Source organism: Celeribacter sp. HF31 (assembly GCF_011806455.1).
In the GTDB taxonomy this organism is placed as follows: domain Bacteria; phylum Pseudomonadota; class Alphaproteobacteria; order Rhodobacterales; family Rhodobacteraceae; genus Celeribacter.
On the sequence record NZ_JAATOT010000003.1, the window covers coordinates 394552 to 412599 of the forward strand.

Here is an 18048-nt window from a genome sequence, read left to right on the forward strand (position 1 = left end):
TGATCTGAAAGGTACTGCTATGACCAAGTTTGACCAAAGCTGGGCGGTTCAAGAGGCCGCAAAACGCGAATGGATGGCGGAAAACTCCCTGTTCCGTGAGGATGACGAACATTCCTCCTGTGGCGTGGGTCTTGTCGTCTCCGTCGATGGGTCGAAATCCCGCAAGGTCGTGGAAAACGGCATTTCCGCGCTGAAAGCGATCTGGCACCGAGGTGCCGTGGACGCCGACGGCAAAACCGGCGACGGCGCCGGCATCCATGTGCAAATCCCGCACCATTTCTTCGGCGACCAAATCCGCCGCACGGGTCACGAGGCCCGTCACGGTGAATTGCTCGCTGTGGGTCAGGTGTTCCTGCCGCGCACGGATTTCTCGGCGCAGGAGACCTGCCGGACCATCGTGGAGACCGAAGTCCTGCGCATGGGCTATTACATCTACGGCTGGCGCCACGTTCCGGTGGACACATCCTGCCTGGGTGAAAAAGCCAATGCGACGCGTCCCGAGATCGAGCAAATCCTGATCTCCAACTCCAAAGGTGTGGACGAAGAGACCTTTGAGCGCGAGCTTTACGTCATCCGTCGCCGCATCGAAAAGGCCGCCTCTGCCTCCGGTGTGCGTGAGCTTTACATTTGCTCCCTGTCCTGCCGTTCGATCATCTACAAGGGCATGATGCTCGCCGAACAGGTTGCCGTATTCTACCCGGACCTGATGGACGAGCGTTTTGAGTCCGCCTTTGCGATCTATCACCAGCGCTATTCCACCAACACCTTCCCGCAGTGGTGGCTGGCGCAACCGTTCCGCATGCTGGCGCATAACGGTGAGATCAACACGATCAAAGGCAACACCAACTGGATGAAATCGCACGAGATCCGCATGGCCTCGTCGACCTTTGGTGAGATGGCCGAGGACATCAAACCGATCATCCCGCAAGGCTCGTCGGACTCCGCCGCCCTCGATTCCGTGTTCGAAGTGCTGGTGCGGGCCGGTCGTTCTGCGCCCATGGCGAAAACCATGCTGGTGCCCGAGGCCTGGTCGAAAAACGCCGAAGAGCTGCCGAAAGCCTGGCGCGACATGTATTCCTACGTGAACTCCGTGATGGAGCCCTGGGACGGTCCGGCCGCTTTGGCGATGACCGACGGCCGCTGGGTCTGTGCCGGTCTCGACCGCAACGGTCTGCGCCCGATGCGCTATGTCGTCACCGGCGATGGCCTTGTCATCGCGGGCTCCGAGGTGGGCATGGTGCCGACCGACGAGGCGACCGTGGTTGAAAAAGGCGCTCTGGGTCCGGGGCAATTGCTGGCGGTCGATATGGCCGAGGGCAAGCTCTACCACGATGTCGACATCAAAGACCGTCTGGCGAATTCCCAGCCCTTTGGCGAATGGGTCGGCAAGATCGTCGACCTCGAAGAAGAGCTGGCTGACCTGAATGAGACCGCGATTTTCAGCGGGGCCGAGCTTAAAAAGCGTCAGATCGCTGCGGGCTATACCATTGAAGAGTTGGAACAAATCCTTGCGCCCATGGCCGAGGATGGCAAAGAGGCGCTGGCCTCGATGGGCGATGACACGCCCTCTGCCGTGCTGTCGAACACATATCGTCCGCTCAGCCATTTCTTCCGTCAGAACTTCTCTCAGGTGACCAACCCGCCGATTGATAGTTTGCGCGAATTCCGTGTGATGTCGCTCAAGACGCGGTTCGGCAACCTCAAGAACGTGCTGGATGAAGACAGCTCCCAGACCGAGATTCTCGTGCTGGAGAGCCCCTTTGTCGGCAACGCGCAATTCGACGCGTTGAAAACCCATTTCAACGCACCGATGACCGAGATCGACTGTACCTTCCCGGTCGATGGTGGTCCGAATGCGTTGCGCGCCGGGCTGGATCGTATCCGTGCCGAGGCCGAAGAGGCCGTGCGTTCGGGCGGGGGTCACATCATCCTGACCGATCAGGCGCAGGGTGAGGACAAAATCGCGATGCCGATGATCCTCGCGACCTCTGCAGTGCACAGCTGGCTGACGCGCAAAGGTTTGCGGACGTTCTGTTCGCTGGGCGTGCGTTCGGCGGAATGTATCGACCCGCATTATTTTGCGGTTCTGATCGCTTGTGGCGCGACTATCGTGAACGCCTATCTGGCCGAGGATTCCTTGGCCGACCGGATCGAACGCGGCCTGTTGGACTGCACCCTGACCGAAGCCGTGGCGCGTTACCGTGCCGCCGTGGACGCCGGTCTTTTGAAGATCATGGCGAAGATGGGCATCTCGGTGATCTCGTCTTATCGCGGTGGTCTGAACTTCGAGGCCGTGGGCCTGTCCCGCGCAATGGTCAACGAGTTCTTCCCCGGCATGCATTCGCGCATCTCCGGCATTGGTGTCGGCGGCATTCAGCACAAGTTGGAAGCCGTGCACAAACAAGGCTGGCTGGGTGGCAACACGCTTCCCATCGGCGGTTTCTACAAGTCCCGCAAATCCGGCGAGACCCACGCGTGGGAAGCGCAGTCGATGCACATGCTGCAATCGGCCTGTGATCGTGCCTCCTACGAGATGTGGAAACAGTATTCCGCCAAGATGCAGGCTATGCCGCCGATCCATCTGCGCGATCTGTTGGACTTCAAGCCGCTGGGCAAACCGGTGCCGATCGAAGAGGTGGAATCCATCACCTCGATCCGCAAACGCTTTGTGACGCCGGGTATGTCCTTGGGCGCGCTGTCGCCTGAGGCACACCGCACACTGTCCATCGCGATGAACCGCATCGGGGCGAAATCCGACTCCGGTGAGGGTGGCGAGTCGCCTGACGATTTCACGCCGGAACCCAATGGTGACAATGCGTCCGCAAAGATCAAACAGGTGGCCTCCGGTCGCTTCGGTGTGACCGCCGAATACCTGTTGGCCTGTGAAGAGTTGGAGATCAAAGTCGCTCAGGGCGCGAAGCCGGGTGAGGGTGGTCAGCTTCCGGGGATGAAGGTCACCGACCTGATCGCCAAGCTGCGTCACTCGACCAAAGGCGTGACGCTCATTTCGCCGCCGCCGCACCACGACATCTACTCCATCGAAGATCTCGCTCAGCTCATCTACGACCTGAAACAGATCAACCCGAAGGCCAAGGTGACGGTGAAACTCGTGGCCTCTTCCGGCGTCGGCACCATCGCCGCCGGTGTGGCGAAAGCGAAAGCGGACATCATCCTGATCTCCGGTCACAACGGTGGCACGGGTGCCTCTCCGGCAACCTCGATCAAATTCGCCGGTCTGCCGTGGGAGATGGGTTTGACCGAAGCGCATCAGGTGCTCGCGATGAACAACCTGCGTGACCGCGTGACGCTTCGGACCGATGGTGGTCTGCGCACCGGGCGTGACATCGTCATGGCTGCGATGCTGGGGGCCGAGGAATACGGCATCGGCACCGCCGCGCTGATCGCGATGGGCTGTATCATGGTGCGTCAGTGTCAGTCGAACACCTGTCCGGTGGGCGTCTGTACCCAGGACGAAATGCTGCGTGGCAAGTTCACCGGCAATGCCGATAAGGTCGTCAATCTGATCACCTTCTACGCGCAGGAAGTCCGCGAATTGCTGGCCTCTCTGGGCGCGCGCTCTCTGGACGAGGTGATCGGTCGTGCCGATCTTCTGGCTCAGACCTCGCGTGGCTCGGCGCATCTCGACGATCTCGATCTGAACCCGCTTCTGATCTCTGTCGATGGCTCTGATCGTATCGTCTACGACCGGTCCAAACCGCGCAATGCGGTGCCGGATACGCTCGATGCGCAGATCGTCTCAGACGCCGCGCGTTTCCTCAACGATGGCGAAAAGATGCAGCTGTCCTACGCGGTGCAGAACACGCTTCGCACCATCGGGACGCGCACCTCGTCGCATATCGTGTCGAAATTCGGCATGCGCAACACTCTTCAGCCAGATCACCTGACCGTGAAACTCACGGGTTCTGCCGGTCAGTCCCTCGGGGCCTTTGCGGCGCCGGGTCTGAAGATCGAAGTGTCGGGCGACGCCAACGACTATGTGGCAAAAGGCCTTTCGGGCGGTACCGTTGTGGTGCGTCCGCCGATGCATTCGCCGCTGGTCGCCGACCAGAATACGATCATCGGCAACACAGTGCTTTACGGTGCGACGGACGGCTACCTCTTTGCCGCCGGTCGTGCGGGCGAGCGTTTCGCGGTGCGCAACTCCGGTGCGAGTGTGGTGATTGAGGGCTGTGGTTCCAACGGGTGTGAATACATGACCGGCGGGATCGCCGTGATCCTCGGCACTATCGGTGCGAACTTTGGCGCCGGGATGACCGGTGGCATGGCCTATCTCTACGATCCTGAGGGCAAAGCACTTGATCTGATGAACCTCGAGACGCTTGTGACCTGTCCGGTCACGGTGGATCATTGGGAAGATCAGCTGAAAGGCCTCGTCGAGCGTCACGCGAAAGAGACCCATTCGTTGAAAGCGAAGACGATCCTCGATCATTGGGAAGAAGAAAAAGCCAACTTCCTTCAGGTTTGCCCGAAAGAGATGCTGGTGCATCTTCCCGTGCCGCTGACCCTGGAAAAGGGCGCGATCCCGGCCGAGTAAGTCGAGCGTAAATCGACCCAAATGCAGCTTAAAAGCCCCCTTTCCGGGGGCTTTTTCTTCGCGGTGAGAGTTGGGCTTGACCTCGGATCACCCGCTATGCTTCTTCAAACCATGGCACGAAAGAGCAAGAAAAAGACAAAACCCAAAGGGCAGAGCAAAGGCCCCGGATTTTTCCGGCGGCTGAGGCGGCGTGTCTTGCGCGGGGTTTTGGTGGTCTTTGGGCTCGTTCTGCTTTGGATTCTGGCCTATTCCGTCCTGCCGGTGCCCGGTACCTTTTACATGATGGCCGAAAGCGGTCGCCAAGGGGATATGGTCGATTACCAATGGGTGCCGATGGAGCGGATGTCGCCGCATCTGGCGCGTGCTGTTGTTGCCGCTGAGGACGCGAATTTTTGCGCGCATTGGGGTTTTGACCTTGCCGCGATCCGATCGGCGATTGCCGAGGGTGGCAACCGTGGCGCCTCGACCATCAGCCAGCAGACGGTTAAAAACACCTTCCTCTGGCATGGGCGAAGCTGGCCGCGCAAAGCGTTGGAGGCAATGATCACGCCGGTGGTCGAACTGACCTGGAGCAAGAAGCGCATTCTCGAGGTCTATTTGAACATCGCCGAATTTGACACCGGGATTTTCGGAGTCGAAGCGGCCTCGCGGCATTATTTCGGCGTAGGTCCTGAAAATGTCACGGCTCAGCAAGCGGCGCAGCTTGCGGCGGTTCTGCCGGCCCCGAAAGAGAGAAATGCCGGAAATCCCGGGCCCTTTGTTCGGCGAAGAGCCGCGCAGATCGTCGATGGGGCGGCCACAATCGCGCGAGATGGCCGCGCAGCCTGTTTCGAGCATTGAACTGCCTGCTGTCCTGCGGCAAGTAGGGAAAAAACGCGAGTAGAAATCATGATCCGTCTGTATCACGTCCCCCTTTCTCCATTTTGTCGCAAAGTCCGTCTGGTGCTTGCGGAAAAGAAGCTTGAGGTGGAGCTGATCGAGGAACGCTACTGGGAACAGGACCCGGATTTCATGCGCCGCAACCCCGCGGGCAAGGTACCTGTGTTGCGGATCGACGATATGAACCTGTCGGAAAGCACGCCGATTTGTGAGTATCTCGAAGAGCGCTATCCCAACCCGGTTTTGATGCCGAAAGATGCCGAAGGTCGCTACGAAGTGCGCCGTCTTGTGTCGTGGTTCGATGACAAATTCCACAACGAAGTGACGTCGAAACTTTTGTACGAGCGCGTCAATCGCAAGCTGATGAAATCGGGCTATCCGGTCGCGGCCAACGTCAAGTCAGGCTCGAAGGCGATTAAATATCACCTCGATTACATGGCCTGGCTGTTGGATCGTCGGCGGTGGTTGGCAGGCGATGCGATGACGCTTGCGGATTTCGCGGCGGCGGCGCATTTGTCCTCGCTCGATTACATTTCGGATGTGGATTGGAACCGGCATGACGTCGTGAAGGACTGGTATGCCAAGATCAAATCACGCCCGGCGTTCCGCTCTTTGCTGGCCGATCAGGTGTCGAGCTTCCCGCCTCCTGCGCACTACACCGATCTCGATTTTTGAGGGTCAGATTGGGGGCTGTCTGCCCCCCTTGCCCTTTGGGCAATTCCCCCCGAGGATATTTCCGGACAAAAGAAAGGGCTTCGTTTGGCCGGGTTGGATAAGGAAATCGTGCGGGCACGGGCTTTGGAGGAGGGGTTCTCCAAGGCATCTTTTGGGCGGCCTGATATTCCAGAAGCCATGGAACGGCTCAAGGCCTTTGTCGCAGAGGGGCGGCATGGGCAGATGAGTTGGATGGAAGAGCGGATGAGCTGGCGGGGCGATCCGACGGCGCTCTGGCCGGAGGCGAAATCCGTGATCATGCTGGCGGAAGCCTACACGCCGGAAGAAGACCCTCTTGAACTCATAAATAGACCCGAATCCGGCGCAATTTCGGTGTATGCCCGCAATCGGGATTACCATGACATCGTTAAGAAGCGCCTCAAACGGCTGGGACGATGGTTGATTGAGCAGGCGGGGCCAGAGACAGAAATCAAAGTGTTCGTCGATACGGCGCCGGTGATGGAAAAGCCTTTGGGGCAAAAGGCAGGGCTGGGTTGGCAAGGGAAGCACACCAATCTTTTGTCGCGCGATCTGGGGAATTGGTTCTTCCTCGGGGCGATTTTCACGACCCATGAGTTCGACCCTGATCCAGCGGAAAAAGAGCATTGCGGCTCTTGCCGGGCCTGTCTGGATGCCTGTCCAACGGACGCGTTTCCGGCGCCGTTTCAGATCGATGCACGGCGTTGCGTGTCCTATCTGACCATCGAGCATCACGGTCCGGTGGACGAAGAGTTGCGCGGCATACTTGGCAATCGGATTTACGGGTGTGACGATTGTCTGGCGGCCTGTCCTTGGAATAAATTTGCTGTTGCAGCGAAAGATCTTCGGTTTGCGGCGCGAGAAGATTTGATTGCGCCGCCGCTTGCGGAACTGGCGCAGTTGGACGATGCGTCGTTTCGCGAAAAGTTTTCAGGCTCGCCGATCAAGCGCATCGGGCGGGACCGGTTTGTGCGGAATGTGCTTTATGCCATAGGAAATTCCGGGTCGCCGGAGTTGCGGTCAGTGGCCGCGCGCCTGTGCGAGGATGCCGACCCCACGGTGCGTGATGCGGCTCAATGGGCCGTTGCGCGCTTGTCAGACACATGAGATTTTAAGCGGGTTCCCAACCGATTTGGAGATGCACGATGGACCCGTTTCGGGGCATTGCCCTCAAGCTTGCGTCCGTCACCTGTTTCGTGGTGATGGCGGCGCTGATCAAAGCGGCGAGCGGAGAAGTGCCTCCGGGCGAGGCGGTCTTTTTCAGGTCGCTTTTCGCACTTCCCGTAATCTTCATGTGGTTGGTGCGACGCGGGGAATTTCTTGCGGGTCTCAGGGTCAAATCACCTATGGGCCATGTCTGGCGCGGGATGATCGGGGCCAGTGCGATGTTTTTGAATTTCTATGCGTTGGGCCTTCTGCCTTTGCCCGAGGCCACGGTCATCGGTTATGCCTCCCCGCTTTTGCTGGTGGTGTTTGCCGCCATGTTCGCGGGCGAAGATGTGCGGCTGTTCCGGTTTTCGGCGGTGTTTGCCGGGCTTATCGGCGTTGTGATCGTGATGATGCCACGAATCACCGTGTTCAACGGCGCACCTGATCCGAGGGAACAGCTTGGGGCAATGGTGGCTCTGGGTGGGGCATGTTTGGCAGCGATCGTGCAGCTTCATGTGCGCAATATGGTGAAAAGCGAGACCACGACGTCGATCGTCTTTTGGTTTTCGATTTCTTGTACTGTGGCTGCGCTGATGACCCTACCATTCTCGCAATGGGTCCTGCCGAACATGCTGGCCTGTATTTTTCTGATCCTCGCCGGTTTGATCGGCGGTTTGGCGCAGGTGTTTCTGACATCCTGCTATCGCTACGCTGATGCTTCTATGCTCGCACCCTTCGATTATGCGTCGATGTTGTTTGCGCTAATCATTGGCTATGTCTTTTTCGACGAAGTCCCAACGACGGCGATGCTGGTGGGCGCTTTGATTGTCATTGCGGCTGGCGTCGCGATTATCTTGCGTGAAAGAGCGCTTGGTCTCAGTGCCGCGCGTCGCAAAAAGGCGGACGCGCTCTAGTCCAGAACCCGGTGCCAGAACCCGTTTTGACCAAGTCTGTCACGCCGCTCCTGCTCTTTCGCGACAGCTTTGCGCTGGGCCGTGACGAGACGTGCCGCCTGTGTCGCGGGAAGTACGCCTTCGGCGGCGCGTTTCGCCGGGAAAGGGCCGATCTGACTTCCGCCGACGAGGTAGGTGATGTTGACGTCCGCACTATTGGGAATGCTGCGAAATTTCACCTGCACATCGGTTTCTAGGCGTGCAAAAGCCGTTTCGAGACTGGATTGATATTGGGCTTTGCTGGCAGCGTTTTTGGCGAGAGTTCCAATATCGACCACCGCGAGAATAAGGCTTTTGTTCTCAATCTGACCTGCTTCGGTCAGGCGTTCGACGGTGATGCCCAAAGGGCGCAGAGAGGGGTTTTTCGTGATCATGTAAGCGGTCAAGGCAAGGACCGCCGGCGTCACGATGAAGACCGTGATGAGAACGATAACAATACTGTCTTTGCGGCTGACCACGTCATGCCTCCTGCCAATCTGATCGTTTCAGACTGGCAGAAAGCTCTTATTTTAAGGTTAAAGTCTTAGCTGCGGACCAGTTTCTCATAGTCTTCGGAGATCTCACGCGTCAGCGCGCCGACCTCGAACATATAGTCGCCGATCTGGCCCACAGGGGTCACTTCGGCGGCGGTGCCGGTGAGGAAGCATTGTTCGAACCCATCGAGTTCCTCCGGCATGATGCGGCGCTCATGCACCGCGATGCCCTTGTCCTTCAGCATGCCGATCACCGTCTGGCGGGTGATGCCATTGAGGATCGCGTCGGGGATCGGCGTGTGCACTTCGCCGTTTTTGACGAAGAAAATATTCGCGCCGGTCGCCTCGGCCACATAGCCGCGATAGTCCATGAACAGAGCGTCGGAACAGCCTTTGGCTTCGGCGGCATGTTTCGACATGGTGCAGATCATGTAGAGACCCGCGGCTTTCGCGGCGGTGGGGATGGTTTCCGGCGAGGGGCGTTTCCATTTCGCGATGTCGAGCTTGGCGCCCTGCATCTTGGCGTCGCCATAATAGGCGCCCCATTCCCAGGCCGCGACAGCCATACGCACCGGGTTTCTGTTGGCCGCAACACCCATATCGTCACCTGCCCCACGCCAGGCCACGACACGCACATAGGCATTGTCCCAACCGTTGGCTTTGAGCACATCGTATTTCGCCTTCTCGATCTCTTCGACCGTGTAGGGGATCGGCATGTCGAGGGCTTTGCCGGAGGCCAAAAGACGTTCGGAATGCTCCACGGATTTGAAAATCTTGCCGTTGTAGCAGCGCTCGCCTTCGAACACGGAGGAGGCGTAATGCATGGCGTGGGTCAGAATATGCACCTTCGCGTCGCGCCAATCGACAAGGGCGCCATCCATCCAGATATATCCGTCGCGATCTTCGTAGCTGCCCGCCATGGGTCTCTCCTTTTCGTGTCTCTGTCGCATCACGCGCTTTCGTGAAATTGCGTGATGCGCATCATTTTGGGATTATTATTGCGCCAAATCCCGATTTCGCTACCAATTCGATCTTGGAATGTCAACAACGCTGACTTAAAGTGAGCGGAAATTATGCGATTTGAGAATGAGGTAGAACATGGCGGACGGTAAGGCTGGCGGCACGCAAAGCGGTGAGGCTCTTCTGTTCCTGACGGACGAGCAGCTCCGTAAAGGGATCGAGGCCATGTTCTTTGCCTATCGCGGTTTTACGGCGGACCCGGATCGCATTTTGGAGAAATACGGTTACGGTCGGGCGCATCACAGGGCGGTTCATTTCATCGCCCGCGCGCCGGGGACGAATGTGAACAATCTCCTGGCCATTCTGGGTGTGACGAAACAGTCTCTGAACCGGGTGCTCAGAACCCTGATCGAAGACGGGCTGGTCGAAAGCCGCGTCGGTGTGCAGGACAAACGCGAGCGTCATTTGTATCTTACGGAAACCGGCCAATCGCTTGAGGCGGAACTGTCGGAGGCGCAACGGGCCAGGATGCGTGTGGCCTACCGCGATGCGGGGCACGAGGCCGTTGCGGGGTTTCGTCGGGTGCTTGAGGCCATGATGGACCCGGATCAGGCGGCCTATTTCCACGCCATGTCCAAAACCTTGTCGAAAAAGGAGGAGTGATGTGAGCGGGGAAATTCACCTTTTGATCGTCGATGATGACGAGCGCATTCGCGGCTTGTTGCAAAAATTCCTGATCCGCCACGGGTTTTGCGTGACGGCGGCCCGCGATGCGGCCCATGCGCGGCGGCTTTTGGCCGGCTTGGAATTCGATCTGATCGTGCTGGATGTGATGATGCCGGGCGAGGATGGGATCAGCCTGACGCGGGATTTGCGTCAGTCGATCAGCACGCCGATCATGTTGCTGACGGCCAAGGGCGAGACGGAGGACCGCATCACCGGGCTTGAGGCCGGGGCCGACGATTATCTTGCAAAGCCGTTCGAGCCAAAGGAGTTGTTGCTGCGCATCAACGCGGTTCTGCGTCGGATGCCGCAGATGGAAGAGGCCGAAGCCGGGCCGAAATACCTGCATTTGGGTCGATTCCGCTATGATGTGGAACGGGGTGAGCTTTGGGAGGGCGATCAGATTGTGCGTCTGACCGGCACCGAAGCGCAGCTGATGAAAATCTTCGTGGCCTCGACTGGCGAACCTGTGACGCGCACCGAATTGGTCGAACGCCTCGGACGTGATGGTGGACAGGCGCAAGAACGTGCCGTGGATGTGCAGATCACACGCCTGCGGCGCAAGCTCGAAGACGACCCGCGCCAACCGCGGTATCTCCAGACTGTGCGCGGTGCGGGCTATATGCTGACGCCCGAGTAAGCGCCCCAAACAACGGGCCGGAATGCAAAACTCAAACTGGCCTTCCCCGCCCGTTTTCCTATATGCAGTGGGGGAAACATTCGGGAGAGTCCAATGAGCGATACGCCGGTCAGCGAAATGTCCTTTGAAACCGCCATGGCGGAGTTGAGCGAGGTTGTGAGCAAGCTCGAACGCGGTGATGTGGCGTTGGAAGACAGCATTGCGCTTTATGAACGTGGCGCTGCGCTCAAGGCGCATTGCGAGGCCAAGCTCAAGGATGCCGAAGAAAAGGTCGAAAAGATCACTGTGGGGCCGGATGGCGCAGCTGTCGGGACGAGTAAGGCCGAAGGTGTCTGATGCAAGACGGGTTGGCGCGGTGTAAGGCGGCCGTTTCCGCCTGTTTCGACACTGTTTTGGCGCCTCTGGGGACCATGCCGGTGGAGGAGGGGATGCGCTATGCCCTCAATGGCGGAAAGCGCCTGCGGGCTTACCTCGTGATGGAGGGCGCCGCGCTTCACGGCGTGCCTGCCGAGCGCTCCGTCTGGGCCGCCGCTGCGATCGAGGCGGTGCATGCCTATAGCCTCGTGCATGACGATCTGCCCTGTATGGATGACGACGATTTGCGACGGGGCCAGCCGACCGTGCACAAACGCTGGGACGAGGCGACGGCTGTGCTCGTAGGAGATGCGCTTCAGACCCTTGCTTTTGAACTTTTGACGCGTCCCGAAATGGGCGTTTCCAGCCAGATTAGGATCGATTTGATCGCCTCTCTCGCGAAAGCTTCCGGTGTGCAAGGCATGGTCTTGGGGCAGGCACAGGACATCGCGGCGGAGACCTCTGAGACCCCGCTCGATCTGCAAGAGATTACCGTGCTGCAAGGCAACAAAACCGGCGCGCTGATCGAGTGGTCCGCCCGCGCGGGGGCCATTTTGGGCGGTGGCGATCCGGCCGCGCTGGGAAGCTATGCCAAGGCGCTGGGCCTCGCGTTCCAGATTCAAGACGACATCCTCGATGTCGAAGGCGATGTCGAGAAAACCGGCAAGGCCGTGGGCAAGGATGCCGAGGCAGGCAAGGCGACCTTCGTGTCGCTTCTGGGGCTTGAGGGCGCCAAGCTCCGCGCTAGCTCTCTGGTCGATGAGGCCTGTGCGGCATTGAGCCCCTATGGATCACGGGCCGAGCCCTTGCGAGACGTCGCCCGCTTCGTTATTTCGCGGGAAACCTGAGAAAGCGAGACGCCATGTCCGACCGCCCAGCCACTCCGACCCTCGATCGCGTGAATGTCCCCGCCGATCTGAAATCGCTCTCTGATGCGGAGCTCAAACGCGTGGCGCATGAGTTGCGGCAGGAAACCATTTCTGCGGTCTCCGTGACGGGCGGGCATCTGGGCGCGGGTCTTGGAGTCGTGGAGCTGACCGTGGCTTTGCACGCCGTGTTCGATACGCCAAAAGATCGCCTGATCTGGGACGTGTCGCACCAATGTTATCCACATAAAATCCTCACCGGACGTCGTGATCGGATTCGCACCCTGCGGACCGAGGGCGGTCTCTCCGGCTTCACCAAACGCTCCGAAAGCCCCTATGATCCTTTCGGCGCGGCGCATAGTTCGACCTCGATCTCTGCCGCTTTGGGCTTTGCTGTGGCACGCGATCTGGGTGGGGCGCCGGAGTACGGCATCGGCGATGCGATTGCGGTGATTGGCGACGGGTCGATGTCTGCTGGCATGGCCTTTGAGGCGATGAACAACGCGGGCCATTTGGGCAAGCGGCTGATTGTCATTTTGAACGACAACGAGATGTCCATCGCGCCGCCGACCGGTGCGCTGTCCTCCTATCTCACGCGTCTCTATGCGGGTGAGCCGTTCCAGGATCTCAAAGCCGCCGCCAAAGGCGCTGTTTCCCTTCTGCCGCATCCGTTCCAGGAGGGCGCCAAACGCGCCAAGGAAATGCTCAAGGGCATGACCATCGGCGGCACACTGTTTGAAGAGCTCGGGTTCTCTTACATCGGCCCGGTCGATGGCCACGATATGGACCAGTTGTTGAGCGTGTTGCGCACGGTCAAAACCCGCGCGACGGGGCCGATCCTGATCCATGCGATCACGAAAAAGGGCAAAGGCTATGCGCCCGCCGAGGGTCGCCCGGACAAAGGCCACGCGACCGCCAAGTTCGACGTGGTCACCGGCGAACAGAAAAAAGCCAAATCCAACGCGCCGTCCTACACAAAGGTTTTCGCCGAAGCGCTCCTCCAAGAGGCCGCGCAGGATGACAAGATTGTCGCCGTGACCGCCGCCATGCCCGATGGCACCGGGCTCGATCTCTTTGCCGAACGCTACCCGAGCCGCTGTTTTGACGTCGGTATTGCGGAACAGCATGGCGTGACCTTCTCTGCCGGTTTGGCTGCCGGTGGGATGAAGCCCTTCTGTGCGATGTATTCGACCTTCCTTCAGCGCGGTTACGATCAGGTCGTTCATGATGTGGCGATTCAGCGTTTGCCCGTGCGCTTCGCGATTGATCGCGCCGGGCTTGTGGGCGCCGATGGTGCGACCCATGCCGGGTCGTTCGATATTGCCTTTATGGCCAATCTGCCGGGCATGGTTGTGATGGCCGCCGCCGATGAGGCGGAGTTGAAACATATGGTCGCCACCGCCGTTGCGCATGATGAGGGCCCCATCGCCTTCCGCTATCCGCGCGGTGAGGGTGTTGGCGTTCAGATGCCGGAACGTGGGGAAGCGCTGGAGATCGGCAAAGGCCGCATCGTGCGCGAAGGCACGCGGGTGGCGCTGTTGTCCTTTGGCACACGTTTGGAGCCCGCCTTGAAAGCCGCCGAGAACCTCTCGGCCAAAGGCATTTCCTGCACCGTCGCAGACGCCCGTTTCGCCAAGCCTCTGGATCACGATTTGATCCGCGATTTGGCAGCCAATCATGAGGCGTTGATCACCCTCGAAGAGGGCGCTATCGGTGGATTCGGGTCACATGTCGCCGATTTTCTGGCCGAAGAAGGCGTGTTTGATCGGGGCTTCAAATTCCGTTCGATGACATTGCCTGACACCTTCATTGACCAGGCCAGCCCGGAGGCGATGTATGCCATCGCCGGGCTGAACACAGCGGACATTGAGGCCAAGGTGCTTTCTGTGCTGGGCATTGCCGATCTGTCGAGCAAACGGGCCTGAGGCTTCGCCCGTTTCTGCAAGGCGGGTATGAGTGCAGTGCGGCGACCACCGTCTTGATCCCTGTGCAGGAATAAAAGAAGTCTGATGTGACTTCCTTTCAAGGTATATCTGATGGTTTCCACCACCTCCGTCTCTCCCGGCACCCGTCCGGGGATCGTCCTTTTTGCGCTCGCCATGGGCGGGTTTGCGATTGGCACGACTGAATTTGCCAGCATGAGCCTTTTGCCTTTCATGGCAGAGGGGCTGGAGATTGATGAGGCGACAGCCAGTCGTTTGATTTCCGCCTATGCCTTGGGGGTTGTCGTTGGTGCGCCCTTGATTGCTGTGGCGGCGGCTCGGATCGAGCGGCGGGTCTTGCTCATCGGTTTGATGGTGATGTTTTGCCTCACCCATATCCTCTCCGCTCTGGCGCCGACTTACCCGGTGATGCTTTTGGCACGGTTTCTGAGCGGCATGCCGCATGGCGCTTATTTCGGTGTTGCGGCTTTGATGGCGGCCTCTCTGGCGGGGCCGAACCAGCGGGGTAAGGCGGTGGCGCGGTTGATGCTTGGCCTCACAATCGCGACCATTGTCGGCGTGCCCGTCGCCAATGTCTTGGGGCAGACCATCGGGTGGCGCTGGGCCTTTGCTTTGGTGGGGGTTTTGGCGGCTTTAACGGCGACCATGATCCTGATTTTTGCGCCCTCAACAGCGCGTGACACCAATTCGAATGCTTTGCGTGAGCTTGGCGCGCTCAAGAACCGACAGGTGTTGCTCACGCTCTTGAGCGGGGCCATCGGGTTTGGTGGATTCTTCGCCTTTTACACCTATCTCGCCTCGACCCTTATCGAGGTGACGCAGGTCAACGAAGCCTCGATTCCGCTGTATTTGGGTCTCATGGGCTTTGGCATGACGCTTGGCACGCTGCTTGCAGGCTGGGCAGCGGATCGGGCGTTGAACTTCGCCGTTTTCGCCACGCTATTCGTGAATATTGCTCTGCTGTCACTCTTCCCGCAGATCGCCGAACGGCCCTTTGCCATGGTCGCGCTGGTTCTGGCGATGGGGATGGCCAATGGCTATCCAATCCTCTTGCAAACAAGGCTCATGGATGTCGCTCGCGATGCCCAGGCGATGGCCGCGACGCTACATCATGCGGCCTTTAATGCGGCCAACGCCTTGGGGCCCTATGTCGCCTCGATTTACATCGCCAAGGGCTATGGATTTCCCTCGGCGGGCTATGTCGGGGCAGCTTTGACCTTTGGTGGTGTGGTGATCTACGCCATCACGGTTTTGGATCATAGGAGGTCTTGGCAGGACAGTCACTGATCCTGTGCCAAGAGCGCTTTCAGACCGGTTTTGTAATCGGGATAAATGAGCTGAACGCCCAGCTCCTGTTTCATCCGGTCGTTTCGCACCTTTTTGCTTTCGGCGTAAAAGCTGCGGGCCATGGGGCTCATTTCCGCCGTTTCAAAGTCTTCCTCCGGCGGCAATGGCAGACCCAAAAGCTCGGCGGCATATCCGATGACCTCTTGCGGCGGCACGGGGAGATCGTCGCAGACGTTATAAATTTCGCTGGATTGGGGTCGGTTTATCGAGGCTTCAAGAACCTGCGCGATGTCCTCGACATGGATGCGTGAGAAAATTTGGCCTTCTTTGACGATCCGACGCGCGGTGCCGTTGCGGACCTTGGCGAACGGACCGCGCCCCGGACCATAAATGCCCGCGAGGCGAAAAATAGACAGGTTGAGACCCAAATCCTGCGCAATCGCTTGCCAATCGGCCTCCGCCCGCATCCGCGCTTTGCCACGTTTGGTGCCGGGGGTGAGCGGCGTGGCCTCGTCGACCCAGTCGCCACCGTGGTCGCCATAGACGCCGGTGGTCGACAGGTAGCCCACCCACTTCAAATTGGGAGCCGCCTCGATCAAGTGATCATGGTAGTCGCGCAAAAACGGATCGCCCTCGACATCGGGGCCTGCGGAAATCAAAAGATGGGTTGCATGGCCAAGTTTGGCTGGAATTGGGTCTGTTTCAAGCAAAAGCGGCTCGACGCCGTCATTGTCAAACTGCTGTGCCTTTGCCGGGTTACGTGTGGTGCCAATGATGTCCCAGCCTTGCGGGATCAACCGCCGTGCGAGAGCTTGGGCGCTATAGCCATGGCCAAAGGAAAACAGTTTTGGGTGTGTCATCTGATCTCTTTCTCGGCCTGATGCCGGGCCTTGCGTCTCGGTCGCATCTGGTCTCAAGTGAGGGCGCTGACACAAGATTGCAAGCGGAAGGCGATGAGTGGGTCGTCTGGGGCGTTGAGCACCGTTTGTTGCGCAAAGGATATAAAAATGAACAGCAGTTTGAAAAGCCTGATCCTCGAGACAGCGCCCGCGCGTGAGACCCGGAGCTTTGCTGATCCCGCGGCGGCGGTGGATTATCTTGAGACGCTTTATTCAGAGGCCTGTTCTTTTTTGACGGAGAAATTTTCGCTCATCGCGAGCGGCGCGGAGCCCGAAGCGCGCTATCGAGCTTACTACCCGGAAATTCGCGTGGTCACGACGTCTTATGCGACGATGGACAGCCGCCTGTCCTTTGGTCATGTCGCCAAGCCGGGCGAATATTCGACGACGATCACGCGGCCCGATCTGTTTCGCAATTACCTGAAACAGCAGGTTTCCCAAATCCTGCGCAACCATGGCGTGATGGTGCAAATCGGCATTTCGGACACGCCGATGCCGGTGCATTTCGCGGTGGCCAATGACGAAAACATCACTGTGCCGCAGGAGGGTGCCATGGCCTATCCGCTGCGCGACATCTTCGATGTGCCGGATTTGACGACGACACACGACGATATTGTCAACGGTTTCGACTACACCCATGCGGATGGATCGGGGGCTTTGGCACCCTTCATGGCGCAGCGCATCGATTATTCTCTGGCTCGCCTATCGCATTACACCGCGACCGATGCCTGCCATTTCCAGAACCACGTGTTGTTCACCAACTACCAGTTCTACGTCTCCGAATTCGAAGCCTATGCGCGCAGCCAGCTGGCCGATCCTGAGAGCGGTTACACCAGCTTTGTCTCCACCGGAAATGTCGAGATCACCTCGGCCGATGAAGAGATCCCGCCCACCGCGAAGATGCCCCAGATGCCGACCTATCACCTCAAACGCGCGGACGGATCGGGGATCACGCTTGTGAACATCGGTGTCGGGCCGTCGAATGCGAAAACTGCGACGGATCACATCGCCGTTTTGCGTCCACATGCCTGGATCATGGTCGGCCATTGCGCGGGGCTGCGCAATTCGCAGCGGCTCGGGGATTTCGTGCTTGCACATGCTTATCTGCGGGAAGATCACGTTTTGGATGACGACCTCCCGGTCTGGGTGCCGATCCCGGCGCTGGCGGAGATTCAGACCTCGCTCGAAGATGCCGTCGAACAGGTGACCGAGTTGGAGGGCTATGACCTCAAGCGCATCATGCGGACGGGGACGGTGGCGACGATCGACAACCGCAACTGGGAGCTGCGTGATCAATCCGGCCCGGTGCAGCGCCTGTCGCAATCGCGGGCCATTGCGCTCGATATGGAAAGTGCGACGATCGCAGCGAACGGATTTCGGTTCCGTGTGCCCTATGGGACGCTTCTTTGTGTGTCGGACAAGCCGCTCCATGGCGAGCTGAAATTGCCGGGCATGGCGTCTGATTTCTATAAATCACAGGTCTCTCGACACCTGTTGATTGGGATCCGCTCCATGGAATTGCTGCGCGACATGCCGATTGAACGCATTCATAGCCGAAAATTGCGCTCTTTCGAGGAGACGGCCTTCCTTTAATCGGGTTTTTTTCGCTCAAAATGCGGGAAAAAGCTAAGGATCAGTACACTAGGCGTTGTACGCCCCCTCAATATTCGCTTA

General features: G+C 58.9%; 15 protein-coding genes. 12 read left to right on the forward strand and 3 right to left on the reverse strand.

All coding sequences use genetic code 11. From position 1 onward, the window contains the following. Positions 1 to 19 precede the first annotated feature (19 nt). The 5 genes from gltB (at position 20) to HCZ23_RS08195 (ending at position 8190) form a co-directional block, all read left to right on the forward strand. Positions 20 to 4555: a glutamate synthase large subunit gene (gltB, locus tag HCZ23_RS08175; RefSeq protein WP_167601234.1), complete on the forward strand. Its 4536-nt coding sequence runs from the start codon at positions 20 to 22 to the stop codon at positions 4553 to 4555. Positions 4556 to 4666: 111 nt separating this feature from the next. Continuing rightward, positions 4667 to 5395, forward strand: coding sequence for a monofunctional biosynthetic peptidoglycan transglycosylase (gene mtgA, locus HCZ23_RS08180; RefSeq protein WP_167601394.1), 729 nt, complete (start codon positions 4667 to 4669; stop codon positions 5393 to 5395). A 48-nt stretch (positions 5396 to 5443) separates the two neighbouring features. Continuing rightward, positions 5444 to 6109, forward strand: coding sequence for a glutathione S-transferase family protein (locus HCZ23_RS08185; RefSeq protein WP_167601235.1), 666 nt, complete (start codon positions 5444 to 5446; stop codon positions 6107 to 6109). Positions 6110 to 6193: 84 nt separating this feature from the next. Continuing rightward, a complete protein-coding gene (gene queG, locus HCZ23_RS08190) occupies positions 6194 to 7234 on the forward strand; it encodes a tRNA epoxyqueuosine(34) reductase QueG (RefSeq protein ID WP_167601236.1) in 1041 nt (346 codons plus the stop codon). 38 nt (positions 7235 to 7272) lie between these two features. After that, positions 7273 to 8190 (forward strand): DMT family transporter, encoded by a 918-nt coding sequence (locus HCZ23_RS08195; protein ID WP_167601237.1) that lies wholly within the window; start codon positions 7273 to 7275, stop codon positions 8188 to 8190. Here the strand turns inward: HCZ23_RS08195 and HCZ23_RS08200 are convergent. Both HCZ23_RS08200 and HCZ23_RS08205 read right to left on the reverse strand, forming a co-directional pair. Further along, the gene (locus HCZ23_RS08200) at positions 8187 to 8687 is read right to left on the reverse strand and encodes a hypothetical protein (protein ID WP_167601238.1); all 501 of its coding nucleotides are present in this window, start codon (positions 8685 to 8687) and stop codon (positions 8187 to 8189) included. The two genes, HCZ23_RS08195 and HCZ23_RS08200, sit on opposite strands and share 4 nt — an antisense overlap. A gap of 65 nt (positions 8688 to 8752) precedes the next feature. Then, positions 8753 to 9622 carry a branched-chain amino acid aminotransferase gene (locus HCZ23_RS08205; protein WP_167601239.1) on the reverse strand — a complete coding sequence of 290 codons (870 nt, stop codon included), beginning with the start codon at positions 9620 to 9622 and terminating at the stop codon, positions 8753 to 8755. Positions 9623 to 9800: 178 nt separating this feature from the next. Here HCZ23_RS08205 and HCZ23_RS08210 point away from each other — a divergent pair, with 178 nt between their 5' ends. The 6 genes from HCZ23_RS08210 (at position 9801) to HCZ23_RS08235 (ending at position 15475) form a co-directional block, all read left to right on the forward strand. Next, positions 9801 to 10325, forward strand: coding sequence for a MarR family winged helix-turn-helix transcriptional regulator (locus tag HCZ23_RS08210; RefSeq protein WP_167601240.1), 525 nt, complete (start codon positions 9801 to 9803; stop codon positions 10323 to 10325). 1 nt (position 10326) lies between these two features. Then, positions 10327 to 11025, forward strand: a complete 699-nt coding sequence (locus HCZ23_RS08215; RefSeq protein ID WP_167601241.1) for a response regulator — start codon at positions 10327 to 10329, stop codon at positions 11023 to 11025. Positions 11026 to 11118: 93 nt separating this feature from the next. Then, positions 11119 to 11361 carry an exodeoxyribonuclease VII small subunit gene (locus HCZ23_RS08220; protein WP_167601242.1) on the forward strand — a complete coding sequence of 81 codons (243 nt, stop codon included), beginning with the start codon at positions 11119 to 11121 and terminating at the stop codon, positions 11359 to 11361. Then, complete coding sequence (locus HCZ23_RS08225; RefSeq protein ID WP_167601243.1) at positions 11361 to 12227, forward strand: polyprenyl synthetase family protein; 867 nt, start codon at positions 11361 to 11363, stop codon at positions 12225 to 12227. The genes HCZ23_RS08220 and HCZ23_RS08225 overlap by 1 nt, the downstream gene beginning before the upstream one ends. A 14-nt stretch (positions 12228 to 12241) precedes the next feature. Next, positions 12242 to 14170 (forward strand): 1-deoxy-D-xylulose-5-phosphate synthase, encoded by a 1929-nt coding sequence (gene dxs, locus HCZ23_RS08230; protein ID WP_167601244.1) that lies wholly within the window; start codon positions 12242 to 12244, stop codon positions 14168 to 14170. A gap of 111 nt (positions 14171 to 14281) precedes the next feature. After that, positions 14282 to 15475: an MFS transporter gene (locus HCZ23_RS08235; RefSeq protein ID WP_167601245.1), complete on the forward strand. Its 1194-nt coding sequence runs from the start codon at positions 14282 to 14284 to the stop codon at positions 15473 to 15475. Here the strand turns inward: HCZ23_RS08235 and HCZ23_RS08240 are convergent. Continuing rightward, the gene (locus HCZ23_RS08240; RefSeq protein ID WP_167601246.1) at positions 15469 to 16335 is read right to left on the reverse strand and encodes an SDR family oxidoreductase; all 867 of its coding nucleotides are present in this window, start codon (positions 16333 to 16335) and stop codon (positions 15469 to 15471) included. The two genes, HCZ23_RS08235 and HCZ23_RS08240, sit on opposite strands and share 7 nt — an antisense overlap. A gap of 147 nt (positions 16336 to 16482) precedes the next feature. On the opposite strand from HCZ23_RS08240, the gene HCZ23_RS08245 reads away from it, so the two are divergent. Beyond that, on the forward strand, positions 16483 to 17967 hold the full coding sequence (locus HCZ23_RS08245) for an AMP nucleosidase (RefSeq protein WP_167601247.1): 1485 nt from the start codon (positions 16483 to 16485) through the stop codon (positions 17965 to 17967). Positions 17968 to 18048: the final 81 nt, after the last annotated feature.